The following is a 25,992-nucleotide window of genomic DNA, read 5'->3' on the forward strand; positions in this document are numbered from 1 at the left end:
GACAAAAACGGCGTCCCGGGAGGGACGCCGTTTCTGCATTCTATGAATATGGATTTTTGAGGTTCGTTAGGAGTTCTTACTTGAGAAGATGGCCCTTGAGGTCAAAGCGTTTGCCATTCTTTTCGACAAACACCTTCTGATCCACAAAGCGCAGACGCGGTGTAGCATCGACCGTTCCACGGTTTCTCAAAATCGAAGGTCTGAGAGCGGAAGTGCCACCCTTTGCAACACCTTCTGCAGCAAAGGACGGAGCATAACCGGCATTCAAGGCTTCCATGGCACCAACCAGGTATGCAAACGGAGCATTCCAGTTGATAGCGACTTCGTTGGTTGCATAGCTGCAGCGATTGTCAATGTAAGAAGTGGCAGCCTGACCCGTTTTATAATCCTTGCATTCCCAAGACTTCGTTCCAATATCTTCACCACCCGGCTGCGGGCCACCCACAACCATGCCCGGAACAGGATCCGTCACCTTATCGGCTGTACTCGGACGATGGTGCGGCAGTTTCGGAGACTTTGTTCCGAAACCAGTCACAAAGGACATATCAAGCGGGTTCTTGCCAAGCAAATAGTCCACCACTTTTTTTGCGGCTTCGTAATACTTCTGCTCGCCAGTCACGTAATAAGCATGGAGGAGGAACACGCCCTGATTACCGGCAACTGCATTCGAGCCCCAAACGAAGTCTTCCTGGGACATCACAACGCCAAAACCCGTCGTGGAGACATAGGCAAACTCATTGGCATATTCCGTGAGCATCTTTTTAGCCGTTGCAGCTTCGTCACCAGTTTCAGTCGGATGACTTGCAGCACCATAAACCGCAAGGCCATAGACTTCAGGCCAAGCAGGAACAATGCTTGCTTCATTTGCATTTAAAGTCGGCTTATAAGAGGCTTCACCCGTAGAAATAAACAATTCCATACCGGCAAAGACCTTTTCATCATCCAATTTGCCGTCGCTGTACGAACCTGTTGCGACATCCATCGGATTGTTGAAAGCCACATCAGGATGCTGGGCACCCCAGGCATAGGCCTTCTTGGCCGCTTCGAGACACGTTGCTGCATAGGTGGCGTCAAACGGCTTAAACACTCGATAGGCCGTCGCCATCACAGCAGCAAAATTAAACGTAGCCCCCGTACCCTTGCCAATCACATAGAGCGGGTCCGTATCCTTCGCTGGCATCACATCACCTGGGAACTGGAGCGTCGAAAGCTTGTGGTAAACACCGCCATCTTCGGCCTGCATGGTGAGCATCCAGTCAAGATTATACTTGATTTCGGCAAGCAAGTCCGGCAAAGTGCCTTCAGCCGGAATATTCCACTTGAGCGTTTTGAAGTAATCCGGGAAGTGTTCATAAAGCGAAAGGAGCGTATAAGTCGTAATGCCCGAGTTCACGATATAGCGACCATAGTCACCAGCATCATACCAGCCCTTACTCGTTTCAAGCGTACCCGAAGCACCTGTAGAGCTATGCATTTTAGCAGTCGGATTGGTGTGGCCCGCATCGCGTTTCCACTGACCTGCATAAGTTTCTTCCAACGCCATAGAAGCACGCTGGTAGTAGTACCACTTGAGCGCAGCCTTGGCAATGCTTTCAAACGGCTTTTCCGCAATCACCAAATCGGAACGGAGCACTTGACCGCCCTGCGTAATGCTGTAAGTTCCAGGAGTCTTCAGTTCGGAGAAATCGACAAGTTGCACATTCTGGCCACTCGGATTCCACTTCGTAGCGGCCTTCGGCGTTGTCGTAAGGACTGTCTGACCGGCGGCATCCACAATTTCAATATCGCCAGAACCTTCAAAAAGCGTAAATTCCTTCGGATCCGTGGTACGATAACCGACCTGGTTGATGTAAGCCGTTGCTGCAAACGCTGTAGACGCGAACGTCAATGCGACAGCCGCAGCAGAAATATACTGTTTCAAGCCGAACGAGACTTTCATAAGACACTCCTTGCCATTTTTCACAATATAAATTTACCCCTAAAAAAAAGAGATTGCCCAACTTTTGTTGGACAATCTGGTTACAACTGTACCCAATGTATTATTTCTTCGCAAATTTTATGAAGTTTGATGTTCCCGAAGGCGCCTCTACCATAATCCCATAAATGCCAACTGGCAATTGAGATAAATCGAGTTCCTTACGGAAAAATCCGCCAGCTTTGCGTTCCCCGTTTACAGAAACCACCGTGTAACGGAAAGCGCCATCGCCTCCGAGAATAGACAGCCGGTTTCCACGAATTTCCATACCGAAGGACTTTGCAAGTCTAGGCACAAAACCTACCGTCGAATCTTTTTTAACAGTGGTTTTAGCTTCGCGCGCCTTGTCCAGGAAGGCAACAGCCTTGTTCAAATTCTCGGTCGAGTTCATCTTGTCACCGCCATGAGAACCGCCCGATACTTTGACAAATTCCGTTACCACATTGTGATTTTTTAGGGAATCGTAAAGTTCCTCACTCTGTTCAATGTTCACAATATTATCGGACGTGCCATGAAACATGATTATCGGCGGATCGTCATCGCTTGCATAATAGGGAGAACTTGCAACCATCCATTTGTCCTTGTTGCCTTCGCGTTCCACGCCAATGAATTTCCCTTCCATTGTTCCGGAGCCACCCATGCTAATGGGGTTCATCGTGTAGATGTCGGTCGGAGGAGACCAAAGCACGGCAGCATCAGCACAGCTGCTGAACGATGTAAATTCACCGAGATTACCGACCAAATCGACCGTCACCGAGCCGGACTTGCCCTCTTTCAAACCGCAAGTCGTCGCCACGAGGCTCGAAAGGTGACCACCCGAAGAGAACCCGGAAACGGCCACAAAATTCGTGTCGAACTTGTACTTGGCCGCATTGCCGCGGACAAAACGCACCACGGCCTTGATATCGTGCAGCTGAGCCGGATATATGGCATCGCTAGCAGAACGGTGATTAGGCGTAACTACAGCATAGCCCGCCTTGACATAAGCAGCGCAAATGGTGCTCAAGTCCGCAGAGCCCTTCATGTTGTTCATACTCCAGGCGCTGCCGTAAGTATGGATGACCACAGGATACGATTCCTTTACTTCCTTAGGGATGTAAATATCCAATGTATGATAGGTCTTTCCATCGCCTACATAATTGACATCGGCTGTTTTTTCGGCATCAGGAACACTGCCACCACCTTGCGGGCCGCCAAAGCCCCCGCCCATACCACCGCCCCACTGGGCGAACGCAGAAACAGCGGCAAAGCATACCGCCATTGTCATCTTTTTCATGCACACTCCAATCAACACCGCCTCTAACACTAGAATCGGCTATTATAAATTTATATACAACAAAAGCCCCGCAATAAAGCGGAGCTTCATTTCCATTGTTGAACTTTACAACTAGTTTGTGACCAGCTTACTTCAAGAAGCCTTCCGTCATGAGGCGGGCTTCCTTGTCGGCTTCGAGCACTTGTTCGAGCGAAAGGTGACCGGTCACGTTCGGGGCCTTTTCCATCACCATTTCCACGTACTTCGGGATGTCGGTGAATTTGAGGTTACCCTTGAGGAAACGGTCCACGAGTACTTCGTTTGCAGCGTTCATCATCGAAGGCACGATACCGCCACGGCGGCCAGCTTCAAAGGCAAGAGCGAGGCAACGGAACTTGTTGAAGTCCGGTTCGAAGAACGTGAGCTTTGCAAGCGTCGGCAAGTCGAGGCGCTTGGTTTCGAGCTTGAGACGGTCAGGCCACGTGAGAGCCACCTGAATCGGGATGCGCATGTCGGGAGCGCCGAGCTGTGCCATCAAGGAACCATCGCGGAACTGCACGAGCGAGTGCACCATGGACTGCGGGTGAACCACAACCTTGATCTGGTCATACGGAATGTGGAACAAGAAATGTGCTTCGAGAACCTCGAGGCCCTTGTTCATCATGGAAGCAGAGTCAATCGTAATCTTCTTGCCCATGCTCCACACCGGGTGATTCAAGGCATCAGCGACGGTGATGTTTTCAAACTTTTCGATAGGCCGTTCGCGGAACGGACCGCCCGAAGCCGTGATTTCAAGGAATTCGACTTCGTGTTCGCGCTTGCCGCCTTCGAGGCACTGGAAAATGGCACTGTGTTCGGAGTCAATCGGCGTAATGAAGGACTTCGGATTTTCAGCAAGCTTGTCCCAAATGACCGGGCCTGCCATCACCATCGTTTCCTTATTTGCAAGGGCGACATGCTTGCCATGTTCAATAGCGGTAATCGTCGGGAGGCAACCCACAGCGCCCATCAAGGCGTTGATGATAATGTCTGCCTTCGGGTCGGCAGCGAGTTCGCAAAGGCCGTCCATGCCAGCAAGAACCTTTCGGCCAAGCACGCCTTCAAGTTCCTTGGCGGCCGTCTCGTTGAACATGCACACACGTTCAACATTGTACTTGCGCACAATTTCAGCAACCTTCTCGACACTGCTATTTGCAGCCACAGCGTAAAGGTTGAAGATATCCGAATGCTGGTGAATGACATCAACGCTAGAGGTACCGATAGAACCGGTGGCACCCAAAAGAACAACGTTTTTCATTTAAAAACCTCTTTTTTTATTCAGTTAAAAGATAAAAAAAGAGACGGATGTACCCGATGTGGTCATTCCCGTGCAGGCGGTGTTCATCCTTATTTGTTTCGATTAATTTTGACACTTAAAAAATAGGCATTCGACTCAAACTGGCATTTTGTCCACACGTTTGCGAAAATTTACAAACGAAACCATCTTTTTTAGGTTATTTTGAAATTGGGTTAGGTTTGCTCGAAGGAGGTGCATATGCGCATACTTTCCTCGGGTGTATATGCTGCGTGTTGTTGCGCAGTGGGGATGTTCATAGGGTGCTCGGATTCTTCGGACAACGGAGTCTCCGGAGAAAACAGTAATCTTTCTTCCGTTACAGATGATTTTGGAATTTCGTCCAGTTCCAGTTTTACAGGGAACGCAGGCGGTTCTTCGTCATCCGGGGATTTGATTTCTTCAGGAGCGGAGTCTTCAGCGGGGAATTCGGCAACGTCTTCCAGAATGCAAGGGAGTTCCTCGGGCTCAGTCAAAAGCTCTTCAAGCGGGCATCCGCACAGAAGTTCTTCTTCGGAAATCGAGCAAGGGAACTTCTCTAGTGCACATGCAAATTCCAGTTCTAGCGAGAGTTCCTTTGTCTACACCTCGCCCGCAAATTTTGCAGACACGATAAACGGAGTCGCCTTCAACATGGTCTATGTGGCTGGAGGCACTTACACGCGCGGCTGCGACAACTGTGCCGAGCCTGATAAAATTTACGAAACACCTTCGCATAAAGTAACAGTTGACGAATACCATATCGCACCGACCGAAGTAACGATAGCCCAATGGAATGCCGTCATGGGCGGGAAAAAGAATGCATGGGAATCGGACAAAGCTCCCAAAATCGGAGTAAGCTGGTTTGACGCCAACAATTACGCCTGCAAACTCGGACAAAAAACAGGGCGGCAATACCGCTTGCTCACAGACGCCGAATGGGAATTTGCGGCCCGCGGTGGCAAAGACGGAATTGCAGACAAGTTTAAATTTTCAGGTAGTAACAACGTCGATGATGTGGCATGGTATTCCGAAAACAGCGGCGGAAAATCACACGATGTTGCCACTAAGAAACCAAACAAGCTTGGACTTTACGACATGAGTGGCAACTCGTGGGAATGGGTCTACGACTGGCTCGTAGCCTACACGGACGCAGACAAGGTAAATCCGGTACAGCTCACAGGAAGTGGCAACAAGACGCGAAGAGGCGGGAGTTACGGCGAGCCCGCGGATTTTGCGCGAGTGAGCCGTCGCGCCATCCGCAGCCGCGATGGCGCCGCAGACATGGGCTTTAGACTAGGCATGTCTACGGAACTCCCGCCGGGAATGGTAAGTCCCTGCGAAGCGGCAAATCCGTCTGCAGCCACCTGCCAAGGCGACAAGAATCGCGACTGCCGCTTGATTACCACCGCAGACGAAGCCTGGATCAGCGACGACTACACTGTCGTTATCGGAGAAAATGATGTTGCGGCAGTTTCTGGCTTCCCGAATGTTTCAGGGCAGTGGTACACGCTCAACAACCGCAGTTTTAACGTTGTCACCAAGAGCGGCACAAAGACTTACGCTTACTACGTGTTCAGCGAAGATGAACTCACAATGATTAGCGATGACGGCATTCCATACCGTCTGTACAGGCGAGCCGCAAGCGAAGCCAAGAATAAAGTAAGTCTCCCGACCGTAAGCAATCCCAAGACTTTAGCACAGCTTATCGCCGCTGTAGAACCCGAACGCATCGTCACAGACGAGCAACTCGCCCACCCCGACACAAGCGTTCGCGACCCGCGCATTGCAGCCGCAAGCGGATACACGTGGTTTTTCGACGGGCGTTGCTGTGGCGGAAACCATAAGTACCGCTTCCACTTAGACAAGAGCGGCGATGCAGAATTTGTCGTCATGGACTACGACGACACCCACCACGAAAACATTCTCGCCAAAGGGCGCTGGTTCACCGTCGGAAATATCGGTCTCCACATCGTTTTAAACGGCAAGTATTTCAACTACCTTTACACGGCGGGCGAACGCACCATGAGCTTCAGCGAATACATGCCGGCGGGCCCCATTTTCTGTCACATTTCATTCCAGAGCTACGAACGCGGCGACTTCCGCATTTTCAATAAGACTTTATTCGATGATAAAATCAAGCGCCCACGCGGCTTCAACGGAGAAAATCCAATCTATGAAGCCGGCGATTACCAGTGGGGTTCGTAAATGAATAAAACTACACAAAGCGCGCTCTGCGCGATTGCGGCTTATCCCTTGTTCGCCGCAATCGCATACACGGCGATGCTTTCAGCCTGTGACAATGCCACATCCACAACAGCTTCTGAAAGCACCGCTTCATCCTCTTCCACAACTACAACAATTGAGGAGCAATCGTCATCGGAGACTGCAACCGTCGAGCCATCAAGTTCAGCCATTCAAAAAAGCTCATCGTCAAGCGGGCAAAAACAATTTTCCAGTTCATCACGAAGCAGTCATCGGCGGTCTTCGTCTTCTGCAGTTCAAACAAGTTCATCCGCAATTTCATCATCGCAAGAGACGACAGTTTCTTCGTCTTCAGATGTAGCAAAATCTTCCAGTTCCTCGCAAACATCGCTACCAGCAAAAGAGATTTCGCTTGACGAGAACGGTTTTGCAACTGTCGCCGACGTCTACAAGAGTCTTACCGCAGACGAAAAAGCAGTCTTCATCATTCGACATTCCGAGCGCGAAGACAACGTCGCCATAGAAACGGAACTCACCGCTAACGGCGTAAAAATGGCCCAAAATTTAGGTACCACGCTCAAGAGCGACGAGGAATTTAGTTACATCACTTCGGGATTCGTGCGCACCAACGAGACTGCAAACAACATTTCAAAAGGCCGCGGAGAAGCAAGTCTCCCGAAACTCATCACCAACTACGACATCACCGGAAACTGGTTCCTGAAAATTTCAGCAGATTCGCTCGCACAGTACGCCACCAAGCTCAACATGAAAGGCGGTTCTGTAGAACTCATGGCCCACTGGGCTTACGAAGGCGGCTACACAGACGCGCTTTACGAACTCACCCCACGCGCCGAAGAATTCATACAGAAAGTCATCCTCAAGAATTTATCCAAATGGAAGCGCGTAAGCATAATGGTCTCGCACGACATTTTCGTCATGCCGCTCGCCGTGTTCGGCTCCAAAGGCAAAGTCGCCTTGAAGTACCATGAAGATTACCACTGGATTAATTACATTGCCGGGCTTGCCATCATCATCGGGGCAGACAACAGCTTGCGCTATGTTCCGGTCAAAGGCGCAGATTCAGGCGTTATTGACTACCTCGCCATTTACATGGAGGAGCACGGCATGGGAGGCAAGAAGCCGTCAACCCCCAAAAGATAATCAAGAACTTAAACCTTGCAAAAAAAAACAAGACCGTAACTGAGAGAATCAGTTACGGTCTTTTCAATGCTTTTGCGTAGCGCTTTTGTTTTTACACGATGGTCTTCAAGAAGTCCATGAAGATGTATAGAGCAGGCGCCGCAAGGAGGAAGGAGTCGCAACGGTCAAGCACGCCACCGTGCCCGACAAACAAGTTCCCGGAATCCTTCGTGCCGCTCCAGCGCTTGAGTGCAGACATCAAGAGGTCGCCCACCTGACCAGCTACCGTGATAAGGAGGCCGATGACGATTGCCGATGTCCAAGTGAAATTCATTTCGAACGAGCTAAGAGCAGCACTGCACTTGACCCAGTACGCAACCCATGCAATCGTTGCGATGGAGCCTGCAATCGAGCCTTCCCAAGTTTTCTTGGGGCTAATGCTCGGTGCAAACAAATGACGGCCAAACGGTCCCTTGCCTGCAGCAAACTTGCCAAAGAAATAAGCGACCGTATCGCAGAGCCACACCGCAGTCATCACGAGGATGAACGGGTAGCAATGTTCAAAGCCCTGGCCGTTGCCCATCATGAGTACGTTCATGCCACCCCAGAGCCCTACGTACAGCGGAGCGCCGAGCTGCATCACGAGCCACGGGAACAAATGGTCGATTTCGACCTTCGCGTAGGCCACGCCAATGTAGATTGCGAAAATGGCGAGGAACGTCATGCCGACAACGTAAGGCACAGCCGGGAGTCCAAAGTAGCCGCCCTTCGAGAGCGCCCACGCAAGCGTCAATGCCAAAGACGACGCAAACGAGAGGTAACGCATGTCCGGGCCTGCGTACATCTTGGATGCCATGCGAGCCCATTCCCAGGCGCCAACGGCGCCCAAAAAGCACATCAGTCCAATGCGACTAAAGTCGTTGAACCAAAGTAAAACAAAAACGATTGGAATTGCGATAAATGCAGTGATCAATCGCTGAGTCAAATTACTCATGAAGAACCTTCCCAAAACGGCGTTCGCGAGTGTTATAGAACTCGACCGCCTTCATGAACTCTTCCTTCGTGAAATCGGGCCAGAGCGTGTCCGTCACATAGAACTCGCTATAGGCGGCCTGCCACAGAAGGTAGTTGGAAAGCCTGAACTCGCCACCCGTGCGGATAATCAGATCCGGATCGGGAGCACCCTTCAGGTACAAATGTTTTGCAAAAACATCGTCATTGATTTCATCGAGGCTAAGCTTACCCGCAGCAACTTCTGCCGCAATATGCTTTGTCGCCTCGACGATTTCCTGACGACCGCCATAAGAGATGGCGAGGTTCAACTGCATGCCCGCATTGTTTGCTGTAATATCAATAGCGGACTGGAGGCTTGCACGCGGCTTTTCGGGAATGCGGTTCATGTTACCGATAACCGTAAGCTTCACGTTCTTGGCCATAAGGTCGGGGATTTCTTTGACCACCATCTCGATGAGGAGGTTCATCAGGTAATCCACTTCCTTCGACGGTCTGCCCCAGTTCTCGGAACTGAAAACATACAACGTCATGTGTTCGAGCTTGAGGTTTACCCCCACCTCGACCGCATCAATCGTCGATTCGGTTCCCTTGCGGTGACCTAAGAAACGTTCAAGGCCACGGCTACGAGCCCAACGCCCGTTGCCGTCCATGATGATAGCGACATGTCTAAGCTGATTTGCCACGCAAACCCCGGACTACACCTTGAGGATGTCTGCTTCCTTTTCGGCGAGCAAACGGTCGATTTCGGCGATAGCCTTGTCGGTAGCCTTCTGGATTTCGTCCTGCTGCTTCTTGACTTCGTCTTCAGAAATTTCCTTGTTCTTCTTGAGGGCGTCGTTAGCATCGCGGCGGATGTTGCGGATGGCCACGCGGCCGTCTTCGGCATGCTTGCGGGCGATCTTGGCAAGTTCCTTGCGGCGTTCGGTCGTGAGGATCGGGAGCGTCACGCGGATGCAGTTGCCGTCCTTCATCGGGGTAAGGCCGATGTTAGCAGCGAGGATAGCCTTGTCGATTGTATCGACGAGCTGCTTTTCCCACGGAGTCACGAGCAACATACGCGGTTCGGGCACAGAAATCTTGGCGACCTGAGAAATCGGGGTCGGAGTGCCGTAGTAGTCGATGCGCACGCCGTTGAGGATAGCCGGGCTTGCCTGGCCAGCGCGGATCTTGGAAAATTCACGTTCGGTGGCCTCGATGGCCTTGTCCATCTTTTCAGAATATTCAGACATCTTTTAGTTCCTAGTTCTTAGTTACTAGTTAATACGTTTAAAACTAGAAAGACCTGCGGCAAAAGCCGAAGGACTCCTAGCGTTAGTTATACGTTTGAAATATAGGTAAAAATTTAACTCGATGGATCGGTATGTGCGAATAATCCTCTAAATAACAATCAATCTTTCACACAACGAACATAGTGCAATGAGGTGAAACCCCAGCCTGTATAGTTTATTTCAGCATTTTCTGTACCAATTTCCATTGTCGATGGAAGATTTTCATATTGAGAAGAAGCCCAGTAAACAGCACTTTCTCTACTTGCAAAACCACCCGTAGCATAAAAAGCAACTCCTCCCAGACTATTAAATCCATAATCATTGACATTAATTCCATTAACATCTTTATAAATAACTTCCTCGACATCAGGCACTACAACAGTTCCACCAGTATACTCAAGTAATCGGAACCATTCACTTTCCGAAGGCAAATGCCACCCTTCTGGGCAAACACCCCTCAAAGATTCACTGTAGTTACACATACTCCAACTACCATTGCCACAACCAACACCTTCATTACCAAACAAGCCCGCCGAATCAATTACCGCCGCAAGAGGATACAGCAATCCAAATTCATCACATTCGCCAGATTCGCTTTTATAGCATACAGAATGAGTTTGAAGAGTCTGGTAATCATAATTCAGATTTTCAGCCATCCAAACTTGGTCACCGATTTCGACGGTTCTATACATCTGACCATCTCTTGCATCGGTCATCGTTCCGAACACACTCTTATAGTTGCTTTTCTTATCCGCAGATTCCCAACGTTCGTTTTTGCAAATAAATTTTTCTCCGTTTAGTTTGCTCAAAGGATTTACGTTTACAGCCGTATCACCCGCATTCGCATCGGAACATATCCCAAGACCATAGTTATCGGCCCAGAACACATCGACAAACTTTTCAAAGTCCGGAAGAGTATCCGAAATTTTCCACGCAAGGACATTATTTCTGACATCGACGAGTAAGCCTCGCTGTGAAACTTCGCAAGCCCAGTCTGCGATTTCCGTCCTCGTCGCAGAATCCTTCCAAGAGCCATTTTCAGCAAGTTCCATACTGAACTTTCCAACACGTTCCGTAAGGCCAGCGACGTCGACATTGCTTTGCATCAAAACACTTATCGCAAGGAGTTTGGCGTTTCCGTCACCCGATTTAAAAATATCCAAATCTTCAAAAGACTCACCAGCTTCATTCATAGCCATCGCTGCAAGGACTTCTCTTTCGGCCTGAGCCTTGGCTTCTTTAAAAGATTTTCCGTTATAAACAAGCGCCTTGACTCGTTCAAATTCCAAATGAGTCAACAGGTTCACATTAACCTTTTCACGATTACGAAGATCAGTAAATGCGCTCAAAGTCAAGGGGCCCGAAGACCTCTTTCCCGTAATTTCGTTACGGTAATAGCCTTTAACTTGAACCATCGCATACGGCGAAGGGAATCTTTTTCCCGAGACAGAAAAGTCACCTTCGTCACTTCGGATTGTCGACTTGAATATTTTACCGGTCTGATCAAACGTCAAGCTATCCAGTTCCAAAATACTCACGTTAGAACCGGTAACAAAAGGTCCTTTTTGTGAGAACCCAGAAATTTTCCAACCGTCAACAGAAGGATTTTCAAGAGGTGTGGCTTCGCCCTTTGTGGCATCATCCTTTGTGATATCGCTGCCCGAAATATTATCAGAACAGGCAACAAACAAGAGGGCCATCAAAATTATACTTGAATATGATTTCATATAAAAGCTCCTTTTTTAATTAAAAACTGTTAAACGCGATCCTTCACGCAACGAACATATTCATTTTCATTGCTGGGTGCAAACGAGATCCAGCTGGCGGCAGCAAAATTAAGGCAAGCCGGAAATCTGGTTAACGAACCCGAATATTCAAATTTGGAAGACGTCCAAAACCTTGATGTTTCATCAGTGATATTGAAGCCCAACTCATCTGTACCAAAATCATCAGCCGTTCTCAAAGTCTTTTTTGCCATGATATATCCTCCAGCTACGGATATCAAAGATTCCCATTCTTTTTGCGATGGCAAATGCCAACCTTCTGGACAAACACCCCGCAACGATTCCTTATAATCGCAGTCCATCTCTTGGGATTCATTCAAGACGCACTCCAATCCATCTTTGCTAAAAAGTCCAGCAGAATCCATAGCAGCGGCATAAGAATACAAGCGCCCCATTTTTTCACAATTATCAGGAATATTTTCAGGACACCCAGTAACAAGTTCTTTTGCCGAGTAATTGTATCTCAAATTTTCGGCCATCCAAGTCTGGTCCCCCACTTGAACAGTTTTATAAGAACGTCCGTCTCTTTCGTCATTCAATATTCCAAATTCACCTTTATACTTGCTTATCCTTGTATGAGCATATTCCCAACGTTCATTCATGCAAATAAACTTGTCTCCATATCGAGAGCTCAAAATATTTACGTTTACAGACGTATCGCCTTCATTCGACTTAGAACATTTTCCCAAGCCGTAATTATCGGCCCAGAACATATCGATGTACTTTTCAAAGTTCGGCAATGTTTTTGAAACATCCCAGGCAAGAATGCTATCCCTGATATTTTTAAGCGTTCCTTCTTCCGAAGCATCTGAAGCCCAGTCAGCAATAGATGTTCTCGTTAGAGAATCATTCCATACGCCATTATTTTCTAAGGCTAAACTAAATTTGCCGATGCGCTCTGTAAGACCAGCGACATCGACATCACTGTGCATCAAGACGCTAATCGCAAGGAGTTTGGCATTTTCTTCGCCTTCTTTAAAGATGTTCAAATCTTCGAAACTTGTTCCAGATTCATCCATCGCCATCGTGGTAAGGATTTCTTTTTCGGCTTGCGCCTTGGCGTCCTTTACCGACTTGCCGTTGACGACAAGATACTTGACTCGTTCATATTCCAAATGAGTCAGCAAATTCACGACGACATTTTCTCGATGGCTGAGGTCCGTAATCGCATTCAAGACAAGAGAGCCCGAAGACTTTCGCCCAGTCATTTCGTTACGGTAATAACCTTCTACTTCAATTATCGCATATTGCGAAGCAAGTCCCGGCCCCGAGACCACGAAATCGCCCTTATCGCTTCTGATCGTAGACTTGAATATTTTTCCAGTCTGGTTCAATGTCGAACCTTCAAGCTCGAAAACATTCACTGTAGATCCAGTAACAAAAGGTCCCTTCTGAGAAAGGCCTGCCACCTGCCATTTACCAAGAGGCGTAATACCCACATCTTCGCTGGCACCACTTGCAACATTGTCCGAGCAAGCCGCAAAAACAAGGGCGGACAATAAAATAAACCGTTTCAAAGCCATATTAACGTTCTCCTCTAACTTTTTCTGTAAGTGGGAAAAATTGAAAATTCAATCGATAAACCTGTTCCGTATCACCGTCTTTGGAGATGATATTCAAAACCTGTTTGCGAAATTCCGTAAGAGCCTTCACAATCCGCTCATACCCTTGACGGGTTATGCCCATGGTAATGCCCGACATACTTCTCTCAGAAGGAGGCAAGCTGACGGCATCTAAAGCAAGTTCACCCATTTGACGCTGCAAATTCCTAGCAGCCGCAGGAATCACATCGACGGCGCCAATAGAAATAGTCTTGTCCGTTTGATGGTAGACATCATTGCCGTCTTTGACAAGCAACCCGCTCCTTTCCAAAAAATTCAGGGTGGAGTCAACATCATTCGCAGAAATCAACGGTTTACAAGCTTTAGCCATTTCAAAGGGCTTTGCGCCAGGCATTGCCGGAGCTAATTCGCGGATAACAGAGTTTTTCCAGGACCTGAAGTAATCATACTCATTTGCGCCGAGCGTTCTAACCTTTCGCTGGTTCGCCATAGAGCACAATTCCTCATAAGCCTTTACCTTGTCGCTTTCATTTTTTGCAGAACCGTAAGCAACCATAGTGTTAAAATAAGCGGCATCAAATTCAGAAAGTCCCATTGCAGAAGCAACTGATGATGCAGCCGCTTTGCTCAGATTCTTTTTTCCTTCGCAAACATACTTAAGAAAAACTGCAGAAGAAAAACCGGCAGACTTAGCAAAATCACGCCATGAAAAAGCAGAAGCTCGCTTTTTTTCGTCATAAAAGTCTTGGATGACTTTTCGATAATCGATGTATTCAATCATTGGCTTCATACTAATAAAATACCTATTTACATACCACATTGGCAACATTTTTAGGACACAAAATGCCTTAAATTTTTCGAAAATAAGAAGTTTTTATCATTTTTCAAAAATGAAGACATATTTTCAGAACACAGTCGTATTCCTAGAACACGTTTTTTTGGTATTTCATTTCAATATCGATTTGCCGATCATCAAAAGCCGCCTTCACTTGCAAGGCTAATGTTCATTAGCTAAATTTCCGAGCACAAGAAGCTAATAGTCATTAGCCAGCATTCACTACAGGAAACCGCGCGGAGACCAGCCTATGTCCACAAAAGAAAAAATCCTCGAAACCGCATTAACGCTATTTGCTAAAAACGGGTACGATGGCACGAGCGTGGAGCAAATCGCCCAGGATGTCGGCATCAAGGCGCCGTCGCTTTACAAGCATTTCAAAGGCAAAGAAGACATTCTGAATTCGCTAATCGACATCGCCGAAGCGCGTTACGAGGAATCGTTTGGCTCCGCGAAAAAGGTCGGCACAATCCCCGAAAACATCGACGGATTCATCCATGAGACAATGAAGAAAGTGCGCTTTACGATGACCGACCCGATCATCAAGAAGATGCGCATTTTCTTGGTGCAAGAACAGTTCCGCAGCGAGCGCCTTGCCGAAATCACGACAAGGCATCAGGTGGATGGACTTCTGCAAATGTACAAGAAGATTCTCGAAACTCTGATGGCTGCAGGCGTAATCGTCAAGGACGACCCGGAAATGCTTGCGACAGAGATTACGGCACCCGTTGCACTATGGATTTCTAAAGTCGATCGCCAACCAAAATGCGAAAAAGAAGCACTCAAATTTATCGAGAAGCACTTACAACATTTTTTCAAAACATACAGGAAATGAACCGCCCAACAACTACATTGTTCATGCTGATGTCCGTTGACGGTAAAATCAGCACCGGCTCTACGGACGCTTTGGACGTAGATCAGGACTTTCCGCATATTGAAGGCATCAAGGAAGGTCTGCACCAATATTACGAAATTGAGCAGACAACAGATCTTTGGTCATTTAACACGGGCCGCGTCCAGCAAAAGATGGGCTGCAACGAAAAGGAAATGCCCGCCAAGTCGCCAGTATCGTTTGTTCTTTTGGACAACACGCACCTGACCGAACATGGCATCCGCTATTTTTGTGCGAGGTCCAAGACTTTTGTTTTAATCACATCGAATCCGAAGCATCCCGCGTTTTCAGTTCACGAAGAAAACTTACACATCATCTACCAGAAACAATTGGACTTGCACAGAGCCCTTGCGAATTTGAAAGCGGATTATGATTGCGAGCGGCTGACGGTGCAATCGGGCGGAACAATCAACGGACTCTTTTTGCGGGAAAAGTTATTCGACTTTATCGATATTGTAGTGGCACCAGTTTTGATTGGCGGAAAAGAGACCGCAACTTTGATTGACGGGGATTCGTTAAAATCCGTCGAAGAACTTCACAAGCTCTGTGCATTGAAACTGATGGACTGCACAGCTTTACAAGACTCATATTTGAGATTGCGTTATCAGGTTATTAAATAATGGAAACAGATAGATTTTTACTGCGCCCGTGGCGCGAATGTGATGCCGAAGCACTTTTCAAATACGCAAGTGACCCGGATATAGGACCGCGCGCCGGTTGGGAACCGCACAAATCCGTAGAAGAAAGCCTGCAAATCATCCGCACGATTTTCGGCGGAGATCACATGTGGGCAATCGAGCTGAAAGAGACGGGAGAACCCATCGGTTGCATCGGTTACCTGCTCAAAGGCGAAAGCAACATCGACATCGGCGAGAACGAGGCCGAAGCCGGTTATTGGATTGCAAAGCCTTACTGGAACAAAGGAATTTGTACTGAAGCATTGAAGTTGATGATAGACTATTGTTTCAACGAAAAGCACATTGATGTTCTCTGGAGCGATTTTTTCATCGACAACCCCGCCTCTGGCCGCGTCATGAAAAAATGCGGGTTCCGCGAAACTGGCGAAATGCGCTACTGCGAAAATCTTTATGGCGGCAGCAAGCGCCCCGTGAAAGTGATGAAACTCCACCGAAACGGATAAAGTCATCGGCGAACATATTTAAAGGTAAAAAATGGCAAAAGAAATCGATCCGAAAAGCACAACGAGAGCAAAAGCGTTTGAGTTTTGGATGCAAGCTCCAAATCCGATGGTGACATTTTTCAAAACGCTGAACGTCACAAGACTCGTGAAGGTGAGCAAAAAGCGCGGCTTGAAATTCAATATGCTTATGGATTACTGCATCGGCAAGGCTGCGGCAGGCGTTAAGGAATTTTACATGCTCCCGGTCAACGGCAAGCTCATGCAATACGATTCGATTGCGGTGAACACAATCGTGAAAAACGACGAAGATGAAGTCAGCTCCTGCGACATCCCGTATTCCGAAGATTTGGCGACATTCAACCGCGACTACCTCAAGTACACAAAAATCGTGGCGGAAAGTTGCCAGGATTGGGACTTGTCCGAGAACAGCATGGTCATCGGCACATCGGCTATTATCGATACGGAAATCGACGGCGCGGTCGGCATGAATTCCGGCATGTACAATGTGGACTTTGCCGAACTCGAAGCAAATATGTCTAGCGGAAACTGGGACGGAAACGCCAAGATTCTTTCGGATGCGGCCAAACGCCTCGAAATCGCCGGCGCCGACTTTATCGTCATCGCGACCAACACCATGCACAAGCTCGTCCCGCAAATCGAAAAAGAAATCCGCATCCCGATTTTGCATATTGCCGATGCGACCGCCAACTGCATCAAACGCGACAACATCAAGAAAGTTGCCCTCCTCGGCACCAAATTCACGATGACGCAAGACTTCATCAAGAACCGTATCATAGAAGCCGGTCTCGAAGTCATGACGCCTGACGCCCAAGACACCGAACTCGTAAACGATGTCATTTTCAACGAGCTCTGCCTCGGCAAAATTCTTGATTCATCCCGCAAGGAATACCAGAGAATCATTACAGAAATGAAGAACCGCGGCGCCGAAGGCGTGATTCTCGGCTGTACCGAAATCGGCATGCTCATCAGCGCAAAAGATAGCGTGCTCCCCACCTACGACACAACCATCATCCACGCGACCGAAGCCGCGAGGATGGCCCTAGAATAAAACAAAACGACCCTCGCAAAAATGCGAGGGTTTCGTTTTTTCGCGTAAGCGACTTTTATTAGCAATGCACGAGCGTGCCGAGGTCGCCATTGATGGCAGCGCGCGTGAGGTTGCCCTTTTCCATCTTGAAAACGAAGATAGGCATGTTGTTTTCCATGCAGAGAGCAACGGCAGCGGTGTCCATCACCTTGAGGCCGCGAGAGATGACTTCCTTGTAGCTGATGTCGTCGAAGCGGGTTGCCGTCGGATCCTTGACCGGGTCTGCTGTGTAGATGCCATCGACCTTAGTGGCCTTCATGATGACGTCGCATTCGCTTTCGATCGCGCGGAGAGCAGCACAGCTGTCCGTCGTGAAGAACGGATTGCCCGTACCAGCAGAGAAGATGACCACGGAGCCAGCGGAGAGGAGCTTGAGAGCCTTGCGGCGGTCGAAGAATTCGCAGACCGGTTCCATGCGGATAGCGGACATCACGACGGAGTCGATACCCTGCTTGTCGAGAGCGTCCTGCATGGCAAGGCCGTTCATCACAGTGCCGAGCATGCCCATAGCATCGCCCTGGGCACGGTTCATGCCACCAGCAGAAGCAGAAATGCCACGGACGAGGTTGCCGCCGCCAATCACGAGAGCGACTTGCACACCCTGCTTGACGATGGATGCAATTTCGGAGGCCATGTCAGAAAGAATCTGATTATCGATACCGTGGCCTTTTTCGCCTGCGAGGGCTTCGCCACTGAGCTTGAGAAGAATGCGTTTGAATTTCATAATCTAGTCACTAGTTATTAGTCATTAGTTATTAGTGTTTCAGAGGAAATGTAATAAAAATAGGCTATAAACAATACTAATAGTCCTTGCTTTTTTCATACGAAACGCCTTCTTGCCGCAAATTAATGTATTTCTAAAAATGGATTAAAGGGAAAGGGATGTTTATGAAAACCAAAATTATATTTGGCCTATTATCGAGCATATTATTGCTCCCGACGATGCTTTTTGCAGACATCGTGTATCAAGGGAAACGCGTCCAGGAATGGCCCGAAGAGGCTCGACCGACATTCAACAACCAAAGCGCAGGCAAGCCAAGTTTTCTCTTGGCACGAACGCCTGTCACACAAAACAAGAGCCATTATGCAGCCCCAAAGGGCAAAATTTACAGCCTCACGCTCCTCGTCGATTTTTCAGACCAGAAGGCGCCCGTCTCGGTAGCCGACGTTGAAGAATGGCTGAACAAGGAAGGGTTCAACAGGGACGGTTGCAACGGTTCCGTCCGCGACTACTATTTGGATGTTTCGAACGGGCAGCTCGACCTCACCAACGAAGTTTTCGGCTGGTATCGCGCAAAGCATCCCAAATCCTGGTACGAGAGCCTGCAAGGATATACGGGATCGGATTCGCTCATGAAAGAAGTATTCGCGTATTTCGATTCGCAGGTGGATTATTCGCGCTACGACAATGACAAGGACGGCACCACCGAAGCCATCAACATCGTCTACGCAGGCCCCGGACAAACATGGGGACAAGGCCTTTGGCCGCATTCCGGATGGTCCAACGAAAGACGCGACGGAGTCCGGCTCACGCATCATCAAATGACGGACATGCCGGGAAAGTTTTCCATTTACGTCTTTGTGCATGAATCGGGACACATGATTTTTGGCTGGCCAGACCTTTATTGGTACGGCGACTACTGCACCATGGGCAACCGTGCGCATGATTTGAACCCAGTCGCCATCAACGACTTTTACCGCGCGGACCAAGGCTGGATTCCCTTTGTGGACGTAACCAGCAATGACGTGAGCCTCGAAACCACAAAGCCCGGCGAAGTCTGCTACCGCTACAAGAACCCCGCAAGGCCCGACAAAGAAGGTTTAGTATGGTCCTACGTACAAAACAAGGGCCGCAACCAAGTGCTAAAAGGAAGCGGACTCTTGATGCAGCACTACGATTTTTCGATCGAAGGCAACTCCGCTTCGGACAAACTCGGATTGAGAATCGTACACGCGAGCGCAGCAGGCAAGTCTAACGACAACGTGACAGAACAGTGGCCAAGCCCAGGAAGTACAGCCAACACGTTCTTCAGTTACAGCGCCTATCCCGAATTTTCGGATGACAAGTATCCCGCCATCCGCTGGTACAACGGTTCCAAAACAGGGCTAAAGATTACGGACATCGGGACGCCCGGAGAAACGCTAACATTCTGCATAGGCGGGAACTGCCCAGCACAAGAATCGTCAAGTTCAACAGGGATTGCGTCGAGTTCGTCAAGTGCGCCGGCTGTTTCAAGCTCGTCGAGTTCGTCTAGCGTGACACCACCGAGAAGCTCGAGCAGTTCTGTCCAAATCACGGTCCAGAAAATCGCACTGGAGACGATACTCCCGATAAGCGACAACTACGCGCCCGTGACGCTTGACCTGAAGGGCAGCGAAGTCGCCAAGATTTTAGGCATCAAGCAAAACGAGATTGCAAACAAAGTCAAATTCTACGGTGTAGAGCCCGACGGAACGCTCAACAGCCGCACCACCGGCGAAGGGACCGGACATTGGTTTGACAAGGATGGCAAAATCGTCGCCTGGGATCCGAACGGTACGAGCATCGTTTATTCCAACGCAGACCTTACGACGATGACAACAAAAATCGGACACATGCCGAACAAGGTCAAGGCCGGAGATTCGTTCACCGTGCGACAAGCGGTCGTTTACGAAAGCAAGCAAGTCACTTTTGAAATCACGGTCACGATACCGCAAAAGACGACGAGGATTTCAAACATTCGCAGTTCAAAACGCGGCAAGCCCGGAAACATGATTTTCAATGCGCTCGGAAAACCCGTCGGAAAGCGCAACGCGAACGGCTCTCTGCCCGACTTACCTAAAGGCGCATATGTAGAAATGGTTCAGTAGAATTCAAAACGCAGGCTATATGATATGAACTAAAGCCCGCGTTTTTTTAGAAGAAAACTTCATGAACATTCTTCATTATACACTTGGACGTCATATCGCCAAGAGATTGCCTTGCGGCAGCACGGAATAAGCAGCGAATCATCGTCTTTCAAGAAATACGCATGCCGCTTGCAGCACATTGTAGCCAAGTGCGTACAATACCGAGCTGTATCACGCGTATGATGTTTCATATGAAAACACGAAATCACAAGCAACCGATCTTCGGCCATAGCTTTCCATAATTCGCCACTGTAACAACTTGGAAGTGAGCATCCGCGAAGCCAAACTGCGAACGCCCCATTCGCAAGAGCAACATTCAAAATCCGTTGTTCAGCTTTAGAATGGAACGTTCCCACAAGGCACCGATGCATTTCTCCCATTTTTGTCGCCCACTGTTCAAGACAACAGCTATCTACATTAAAGAGCCGCGACGCAAACACACTTATCTTCACTTCAGGACCACGCCAAAGACGCATACTTCCATCGCAATTGACACCAACAAGTTTAATACGATTCATGAAACATGCTCCTTATGCCATACATCAATGAACATAGATTCTACTTCATCTTGGAAATCTTCATTAAAAACCTCTACGCAACCGAGCGACTTATAAAAAGGAACTGCTGTTTCGAGTGGATGAAGAATCAATAAGCGAACCCCAGCTATTGAATAATCTCGTATCATCTGCAAAAGTTTTTTGAAAGCCACAGAACCAATACCTCGATTTTGCCAATCAAGCCTAACTCCAAAAGCAAGTAGCATAATCGAAGGAAAGTCTTCATTGTATCCCGTATTTCGCAAATTAGCAGGTTTGGCCTCATACGAGCCAAAAGAAAATCCTGAATTAGCTATACTCGCCAAAGCAAGAATATCATCTGGCTTTACATTTTTCACTAGCTTATAAGTTTTTGAAAAATGTTCTTCGGCTTCATTAGGAACCACATTGCAAAAGAACGTATCCAAAGAAACGGGATCATCATCCTTTGTCGGATCAAATGGTGGAAAACAGAAATGCCCCCGAGAAGCAATAGCCGAAATATCTTCCTTTGTGCAAGGAAGTAAAGAGAAATCACTAGGTTGAAGCATCAGCTTACTGATCGTCAGGCTTGTCTACAATCGGACGGTCAACCACAGGGACTTTTATTTCGCCCCTAAGGTACTTCAAGACCCTTTCAACCTGCGAAGGTGGCACCACAACGGGCTTACAATTGGGGAATCTTGCCGGTTTGCAACGAATAGCCATAGCCTTATCCTTATTTTGAAGGTGAATATATTAACTCTGGAGCTAACACTAAACAGGTGAAAGCCCGGCAACGCTCTAATAAACCGGCGTGTTCATAATATACCAAAAGGATTTTTGCAAAGCAAGGGGTCAAGCCGCGAACCGTTCATTTTGCAAACAACTGTTAGCAAAAAGCCAGGCTCTGAGGTCGTTATGAAAGACCCGACGAGGCTGTAATCAGGGGAGGTCGCCTCACTCCTAAAAACATAATCACCTTAATTCCGCACAATCTTTGAATATGTTGACAAAATCAAAATCTTTGTTTATACTCTACATAGAGGTTTAATATGCCATATGTATATGTTAAAGATTCAGAAGGTTTCGTTTTCAAGAAGAAAGAATCCGAAGTTGTTGCCGGAGAAAAGATCATCTCCGAAAAAGAATACTTGAAAAAATCTGGACTCGCTTTATACGAGAAGAAATTCGGACATGGGGGCGCTCGCGAAAATGCAGGAAGAAAAACTAAGTTTGCCTCTCCGCTGAAATTTCAGATTCGCGTAACGAAAGAAGAAAAGGAATTTTTGACCATCGCGAGAAACAAAAAGCTGAATTTCGCAACTTTGATGAATCTCGCTTTGAAAGCGGATTAACGCCCGCCCCTAAACATTACAAAATTATTACACAAATCTTAAAATGGAGTTATTTTCGGCCCGTTCGGAGCATATTCAAAAATCCGTCGGGCTTAATAATTTTATCTTGTATCCGTAAAATTTTGCAGAGTAGCAGGATTTTCAATTAACCGTTAAATTAAAACACTATAGTAATATGAGTCTTAAAATCGTTGTGCTTGCAAAGCAAGTACCTGATACACGAAACGTAGGCCCGGACGCCATGACGCCGCAGGGTACTATCAATCGTGCCGCATTGCCCGCGGTCTTCAACCCCGAAGACCTGAACGCCCTGGAGCAAGCCCTTCGTTTGAAGGACCAGTTCCCTGGTTCCACCATCTCCGTGTTGACCATGGGTCTCCCGAAGTCTGCCGAAGTCGTCCGCGAAGCTTTGTACCGCGGTGCTGACTGCGGTTACGTCGTGACGGACCGCCCGCTCGGTGGTGCTGACACACTCGCTACGAGCTACACGCTCGCCCAGGCAGTGAAGAAGATTGGTGACTATGACATTATCCTCGGTGGCCGCCAGGCTATCGACGGCGATACCGCACAGGTCGGTCCGCAGATTGCAGAAAAGCTCGGACTTACTCAGGTCACTTACGCCGAAGAAATCTTGAAGCTCGACGAACAGGCACGCAAGGTCGTGATCCGCCGCCACATTGACGGTGGTGTCGAAACTGTGGAAGCACCGCTCCCGCTGGTCGTGACCGTGAACGGCAGTGCAGCTCCGTGCCGTCCGCGCAATGCAAAGCGCATCATGAAGTTCAAGAACGCTACTGCAGTTGCCGAACGCAAGCCGGAAGATGCAGACAAGTACGCAGCTCTCATCGCTAAGAAGCCCTACCTCGACATCCCGCAGTGGGGTGCCGCCGATATCGACGCCGACCCGGCCCAGATCGGTAAGGCAGGCTCGCCGACGAACGTGAAGGCCGTCAAGAACATCGTGTTCAAGGCCAAGGAAAGCCGCACGCTCTCCGCAAGCGACGCCGACATTGAAGGACTTATCAAGGAACTTTTAGACGGGAAGATTATTGGCTAACCTATGAATAACGTATTTGTATATTGCGAAATTGAGGGAACCACCGTCGTTGACGTTTCCCTTGAACTGCTTTCTAAGGGTCGCAAGTTGGCCAACACTCTCGGCGTTCAGCTCGAGTGCATTTGCGCTGGCAAGGGCCTTGATGGCATTGAAAAACAGGTTTTCCCTTACGGTGTGGACAAGGTTCATGTGTTCGACGCCGAAGGCCTGTTCCCCTACACCACCAACCCGCACGCCTCTCTCGTGGTGAACCTCTTCAAGGAAGAACAGCCGCAGATTTGCTTGCTCGGTGCAACGGTTATCGGCCGTGACCTCGGCCCGCGCATCTCCAGCGCCATGCACAGCGGCCTTACCGCTGACTGTACCGAACTCGAAATCGACAGCTTCGAAATGAGCATCGGTGGCGTGAAGAAGTTCTACGAAAACCAGCTCTGCCAGATCCGTCCGGCATTCGGTGGTAACATCGTCGCAACGATTGTGAACCCGGAACACCGCCCGCAGATGGCAACCGTCCGCGAAGGCGTGATGAAGAAGGAAATCGTGGACCCGAACTACAAGGGCGAAGTCATCAAGCACGACGTGGCCAAGTACGTTCCGGAAACGGAATACGTGGTCAAGGTGCTCGAACGCCATGTGGAAAAGGCCAAGCACAACCTCAAGGGCGCTCCGATCGTGGTCGCCGGTGGTTACGGCATGGGCTCCAAGGAAAACTTCGACATGCTGTTCGAACTTGCCAAGGAACTCCACGCTGAAGTCGGTGCTAGTCGCGCCGCTGTGGACGCAGGTTTCGTCGATCATGACCGTCAGATCGGTCAGACTGGCGTGACGGTCCGCCCGAAGGTCTATATCGCTTTCGGCATTTCCGGCCAGATCCAGCACCTCGCTGGCATGCAGGATTCAGGTATCATCATCTCCGTGAACTCCGACCCCGAAGCTCCGATCAACGCTATCGCTGATTACGTGATCAACGGCACCGTCGAAGAAGTTCTCCCGAAGATGATCAAGTATTACAAGGCAAACAACAAGTAAGCGCTATGGCAAATTTCTACACAGATCACCCCGAGATTAAATTCAACCTCGAAAGCAGCCCCTTGATGCAGCGCATTGTCGAGCTCAAGGAAAACGGCTTTGCTGACAAGGACAATTTCGACTATGCGCCGGAAGATTTTGCCGACGCTATGGACAACTACAACCGCGTGCTCGAAGTCGCTGGCGACATCACCGCAAACACGGTCTTCCCGAACTCCGAAGACGTGGATGCCGAAGGTCCGCACTGCGAAAACGGCCGCGTCCGCTACGCATCCAAGACATACGAAAACCTTGAAGCCACCCGCAAGGCTGGCCTCAACGGTGTCACGATGCCGCGCCGCTTTGGCGGTCTCAACTTCCCGATTACCGCCTACACGGCCATCAACGAAATGATTGCCTCTGCAGACGCCGGTTTCGAGAACATCTGGTCCCTCCAGGACTGCATTGAAACGCTCTATGAATTCGGCGACGAAGACCAGCGTTCCCGTTTCATCCCGCGCATCTGCGCCGGCGAAACGATGTCCATGGACTTGACCGAACCCGATGCAGGTTCTGACTTGCAGCGCGTGATGCTCAAGGCCACCTACAGCGAAGCTGACAAGTGCTGGTACTTGAACGGCGTGAAGCGCTTCATCACGAACGGCGACTCCGACATTCACCTGGTGCTCGCCCGCTCCGAAGAAGGCACGCACGATGGTCGTGGTCTTTCCATGTTCATTTACGACAAGCGTGACGGTGGCGTTGACGTTCGCCGCATCGAAAACAAACTCGGTATTCACGGAAGCCCGACTTGCGAACTTGTCTACAAGAACGCCAAGGCTGAACTCTGCGGCCGCCGCAAGTTCGGTCTCATCAAGTACGTGATGGCCCTCATGAACGGCGCCCGCCTCGGCATTGCCGCTCAGTCTGTGGGTATCAGCCAGATGGCTTACAACGAAGCTCTCGCCTACGCCAAGGACCGTAAGCAGTTCGGTCAGGCTATCGTGAACTTCCCGGCCGTCTACGAAATGATCTCGAACATCAAGGCTCGCCTCGATGCAGGCCGCGCCCTCTTGTACCAGACAGCTCGTTACGTCGATATCTACAAGTGCCTCGAGGACATCGAGCGCACCCGCAAGCTCACCGACGACGAAAAGAAGGAACTCAAGCTTTACCAGAAGCTCGCTTCCGCTTGCACGCCGCTCGCCAAGGGCATGAACTCCGAATACGCAAACCAGAACAGCTACGACTGTATCCAGGTTCACGGCGGTTCGGGCTACATGCTTGAATACGCTTGCCAGCGCCTCTACCGCGATGCTCGTATCACCTCCATTTACGAAGGTACGACGCAGCTCCAGACTGTTGCAGCACTCCCGCACATCACCACCGGCAGCTACGGCCTCATGCTCGAAGAACTCGAAGCTATGGACGTTCGCCCGGAATACGAAAGCCTCAAGGCTCGTGCCAAGGCTATGGACGAAAAGTACAACGAAGCTATCGAATACGTGAAGTCCGTTGAAAACAACGAATTCACCGACCTCTGCAGCCGTCACTTGTACGAACTCGCCGCCAACTGCGTGATGACCCAGTTGCTCCTCCGCGACGCCACCAAGGCACCGGAACTGTTCGACAAGAGCATGAAGGTGTACTTGAACCTCGCCGAAGCCGAAGTCG

General features: G+C 49.2%; 22 protein-coding genes and 2 pseudogenes. 12 read left to right on the forward strand and 12 right to left on the reverse strand.

All coding sequences use genetic code 11. The annotated features are described in order from the left end of the window. Nucleotides 1–76 precede the first annotated feature (76 nt). The 3 genes from B7991_RS13820 to dxr form a co-directional block, all read right to left on the reverse strand. On the reverse strand, nucleotides 77–1,939 hold the full coding sequence (locus B7991_RS13820) for a glycoside hydrolase family 9 protein (protein ID WP_088631346.1): 1,863 nt from the start codon (nucleotides 1,937–1,939) through the stop codon (nucleotides 77–79). 100 nt (nucleotides 1,940–2,039) lie between these two features. Then, nucleotides 2,040–3,251: an alpha/beta hydrolase gene (locus B7991_RS13825; RefSeq protein WP_254917986.1), complete on the reverse strand. Its 1,212-nt coding sequence runs from the start codon at nucleotides 3,249–3,251 to the stop codon at nucleotides 2,040–2,042. 127 nt (nucleotides 3,252–3,378) lie between these two features. After that, a complete protein-coding gene (gene dxr, locus B7991_RS13830; RefSeq protein WP_088631347.1) occupies nucleotides 3,379–4,527 on the reverse strand; it encodes a 1-deoxy-D-xylulose-5-phosphate reductoisomerase in 1,149 nt (382 codons plus the stop codon). Nucleotides 4,528–4,764: 237 nt separating this feature from the next. Between dxr and B7991_RS13835 the strand changes: the two genes are divergently transcribed. Together B7991_RS13835 and B7991_RS13840 are read left to right on the forward strand one after the other, a co-directional pair. Beyond that, nucleotides 4,765–6,750 (forward strand): SUMF1/EgtB/PvdO family nonheme iron enzyme, encoded by a 1,986-nt coding sequence (locus B7991_RS13835; protein ID WP_088631348.1) that lies wholly within the window; start codon nucleotides 4,765–4,767, stop codon nucleotides 6,748–6,750. Next, nucleotides 6,751–7,908 carry a histidine phosphatase family protein gene (locus B7991_RS13840; RefSeq protein ID WP_088631349.1) on the forward strand — a complete coding sequence of 386 codons (1,158 nt, stop codon included), beginning with the start codon at nucleotides 6,751–6,753 and terminating at the stop codon, nucleotides 7,906–7,908. It abuts the gene before it with no gap. 91 nt (nucleotides 7,909–7,999) lie between these two features. On the opposite strand, the gene B7991_RS13845 is transcribed toward B7991_RS13840, so the two are convergent. The 6 genes from B7991_RS13845 to B7991_RS13870 form a co-directional block, all read right to left on the reverse strand. Then, nucleotides 8,000–8,881, reverse strand: coding sequence for a phosphatidate cytidylyltransferase (locus B7991_RS13845; protein ID WP_088631350.1), 882 nt, complete (start codon nucleotides 8,879–8,881; stop codon nucleotides 8,000–8,002). Beyond that, nucleotides 8,874–9,584, reverse strand: a complete 711-nt coding sequence (locus tag B7991_RS13850; RefSeq protein ID WP_088631351.1) for an isoprenyl transferase — start codon at nucleotides 9,582–9,584, stop codon at nucleotides 8,874–8,876. Before B7991_RS13850 ends, B7991_RS13845 begins: the two co-directional genes overlap by 8 nt. Before the next feature lie 12 nt (nucleotides 9,585–9,596). Further along, nucleotides 9,597–10,130, reverse strand: a complete 534-nt coding sequence (gene frr / locus B7991_RS13855) for a ribosome recycling factor (RefSeq protein WP_014546512.1) — start codon at nucleotides 10,128–10,130, stop codon at nucleotides 9,597–9,599. Between the two features lie 158 nt (nucleotides 10,131–10,288). Continuing rightward, the gene (locus B7991_RS13860; protein ID WP_088631352.1) at nucleotides 10,289–11,896 is read right to left on the reverse strand and encodes an FISUMP domain-containing protein; all 1,608 of its coding nucleotides are present in this window, start codon (nucleotides 11,894–11,896) and stop codon (nucleotides 10,289–10,291) included. A gap of 29 nt (nucleotides 11,897–11,925) precedes the next feature. Beyond that, nucleotides 11,926–13,476, reverse strand: a complete 1,551-nt coding sequence (locus B7991_RS13865; protein ID WP_088631353.1) for an FISUMP domain-containing protein — start codon at nucleotides 13,474–13,476, stop codon at nucleotides 11,926–11,928. A gap of 1 nt (nucleotide 13,477) precedes the next feature. Continuing rightward, nucleotides 13,478–14,296 carry a TIGR02147 family protein gene (locus B7991_RS13870; RefSeq protein WP_254917988.1) on the reverse strand — a complete coding sequence of 273 codons (819 nt, stop codon included), beginning with the start codon at nucleotides 14,294–14,296 and terminating at the stop codon, nucleotides 13,478–13,480. Nucleotides 14,297–14,600: 304 nt separating this feature from the next. Here B7991_RS13870 and B7991_RS13875 point away from each other — a divergent pair, with 304 nt between their 5' ends. The 5 genes and pseudogenes from B7991_RS13875 to B7991_RS15250 all read left to right on the forward strand — a co-directional run. Beyond that, on the forward strand, nucleotides 14,601–15,185 hold the full coding sequence (locus B7991_RS13875; protein ID WP_088631355.1) for a TetR/AcrR family transcriptional regulator: 585 nt from the start codon (nucleotides 14,601–14,603) through the stop codon (nucleotides 15,183–15,185). Then, nucleotides 15,182–15,862 (forward strand): dihydrofolate reductase family protein, encoded by a 681-nt coding sequence (locus tag B7991_RS13880; RefSeq protein ID WP_088631356.1) that lies wholly within the window; start codon nucleotides 15,182–15,184, stop codon nucleotides 15,860–15,862. The genes B7991_RS13875 and B7991_RS13880 overlap by 4 nt, the downstream gene beginning before the upstream one ends. Next, complete coding sequence (locus tag B7991_RS13885) at nucleotides 15,862–16,383, forward strand: GNAT family N-acetyltransferase (protein ID WP_088631357.1); 522 nt, start codon at nucleotides 15,862–15,864, stop codon at nucleotides 16,381–16,383. Before B7991_RS13880 ends, B7991_RS13885 begins: the two co-directional genes overlap by 1 nt. A gap of 31 nt (nucleotides 16,384–16,414) precedes the next feature. After that, nucleotides 16,415–16,888: pseudogene (locus tag B7991_RS15245) on the forward strand (CatA-like O-acetyltransferase, family 2); the annotation flags it as partial. Nucleotides 16,889–16,891: 3 nt separating this feature from the next. Next, a pseudogene (locus B7991_RS15250) lies at nucleotides 16,892–17,452 on the forward strand (aspartate/glutamate racemase family protein); the annotation flags it as partial. Between the two features lie 58 nt (nucleotides 17,453–17,510). On the opposite strand, the gene pyrH reads toward B7991_RS15250, so the two are convergent. Beyond that, on the reverse strand, nucleotides 17,511–18,215 hold the full coding sequence (pyrH, locus tag B7991_RS13895) for a UMP kinase (protein WP_173346818.1): 705 nt from the start codon (nucleotides 18,213–18,215) through the stop codon (nucleotides 17,511–17,513). A 164-nt stretch (nucleotides 18,216–18,379) separates the two neighbouring features. Between pyrH and B7991_RS13900 the strand changes: the two genes are divergently transcribed. Next, nucleotides 18,380–20,341, forward strand: coding sequence for a M6 family metalloprotease domain-containing protein (locus tag B7991_RS13900; RefSeq protein WP_088631368.1), 1,962 nt, complete (start codon nucleotides 18,380–18,382; stop codon nucleotides 20,339–20,341). Between the two features lie 553 nt (nucleotides 20,342–20,894). Here the strand turns inward: B7991_RS13900 and B7991_RS13910 are convergent. Together B7991_RS13910 and B7991_RS14920 are read right to left on the reverse strand one after the other, a co-directional pair. Continuing rightward, nucleotides 20,895–21,467: a GNAT family N-acetyltransferase gene (locus B7991_RS13910; protein WP_088631360.1), complete on the reverse strand. Its 573-nt coding sequence runs from the start codon at nucleotides 21,465–21,467 to the stop codon at nucleotides 20,895–20,897. Between the two features lie 4 nt (nucleotides 21,468–21,471). Next, complete coding sequence (locus B7991_RS14920; protein ID WP_173476176.1) at nucleotides 21,472–21,624, reverse strand: hypothetical protein; 153 nt, start codon at nucleotides 21,622–21,624, stop codon at nucleotides 21,472–21,474. Nucleotides 21,625–21,950: 326 nt separating this feature from the next. Between B7991_RS14920 and B7991_RS13915 the strand changes: the two genes are divergently transcribed. The 4 genes from B7991_RS13915 to B7991_RS13930 form a co-directional block, all read left to right on the forward strand. Further along, nucleotides 21,951–22,253: a hypothetical protein gene (locus B7991_RS13915; protein ID WP_088631361.1), complete on the forward strand. Its 303-nt coding sequence runs from the start codon at nucleotides 21,951–21,953 to the stop codon at nucleotides 22,251–22,253. Nucleotides 22,254–22,428: 175 nt separating this feature from the next. After that, a complete protein-coding gene (locus B7991_RS13920) occupies nucleotides 22,429–23,310 on the forward strand; it encodes an electron transfer flavoprotein subunit beta/FixA family protein (RefSeq protein WP_014545688.1) in 882 nt (293 codons plus the stop codon). Between the two features lie 3 nt (nucleotides 23,311–23,313). Continuing rightward, complete coding sequence (locus B7991_RS13925) at nucleotides 23,314–24,339, forward strand: electron transfer flavoprotein subunit alpha/FixB family protein (RefSeq protein WP_072827777.1); 1,026 nt, start codon at nucleotides 23,314–23,316, stop codon at nucleotides 24,337–24,339. Between the two features lie 5 nt (nucleotides 24,340–24,344). Further along, nucleotides 24,345–25,992, forward strand: a 1,648-nt coding sequence (locus B7991_RS13930; protein WP_088631362.1) for an acyl-CoA dehydrogenase family protein, incomplete at its 3' end; no start/stop codon positions are given.

This window comes from Fibrobacter sp. UWB3 (genome assembly GCF_002210405.1).
GTDB lineage: Bacteria > Fibrobacterota > Fibrobacteria > Fibrobacterales > Fibrobacteraceae > Fibrobacter.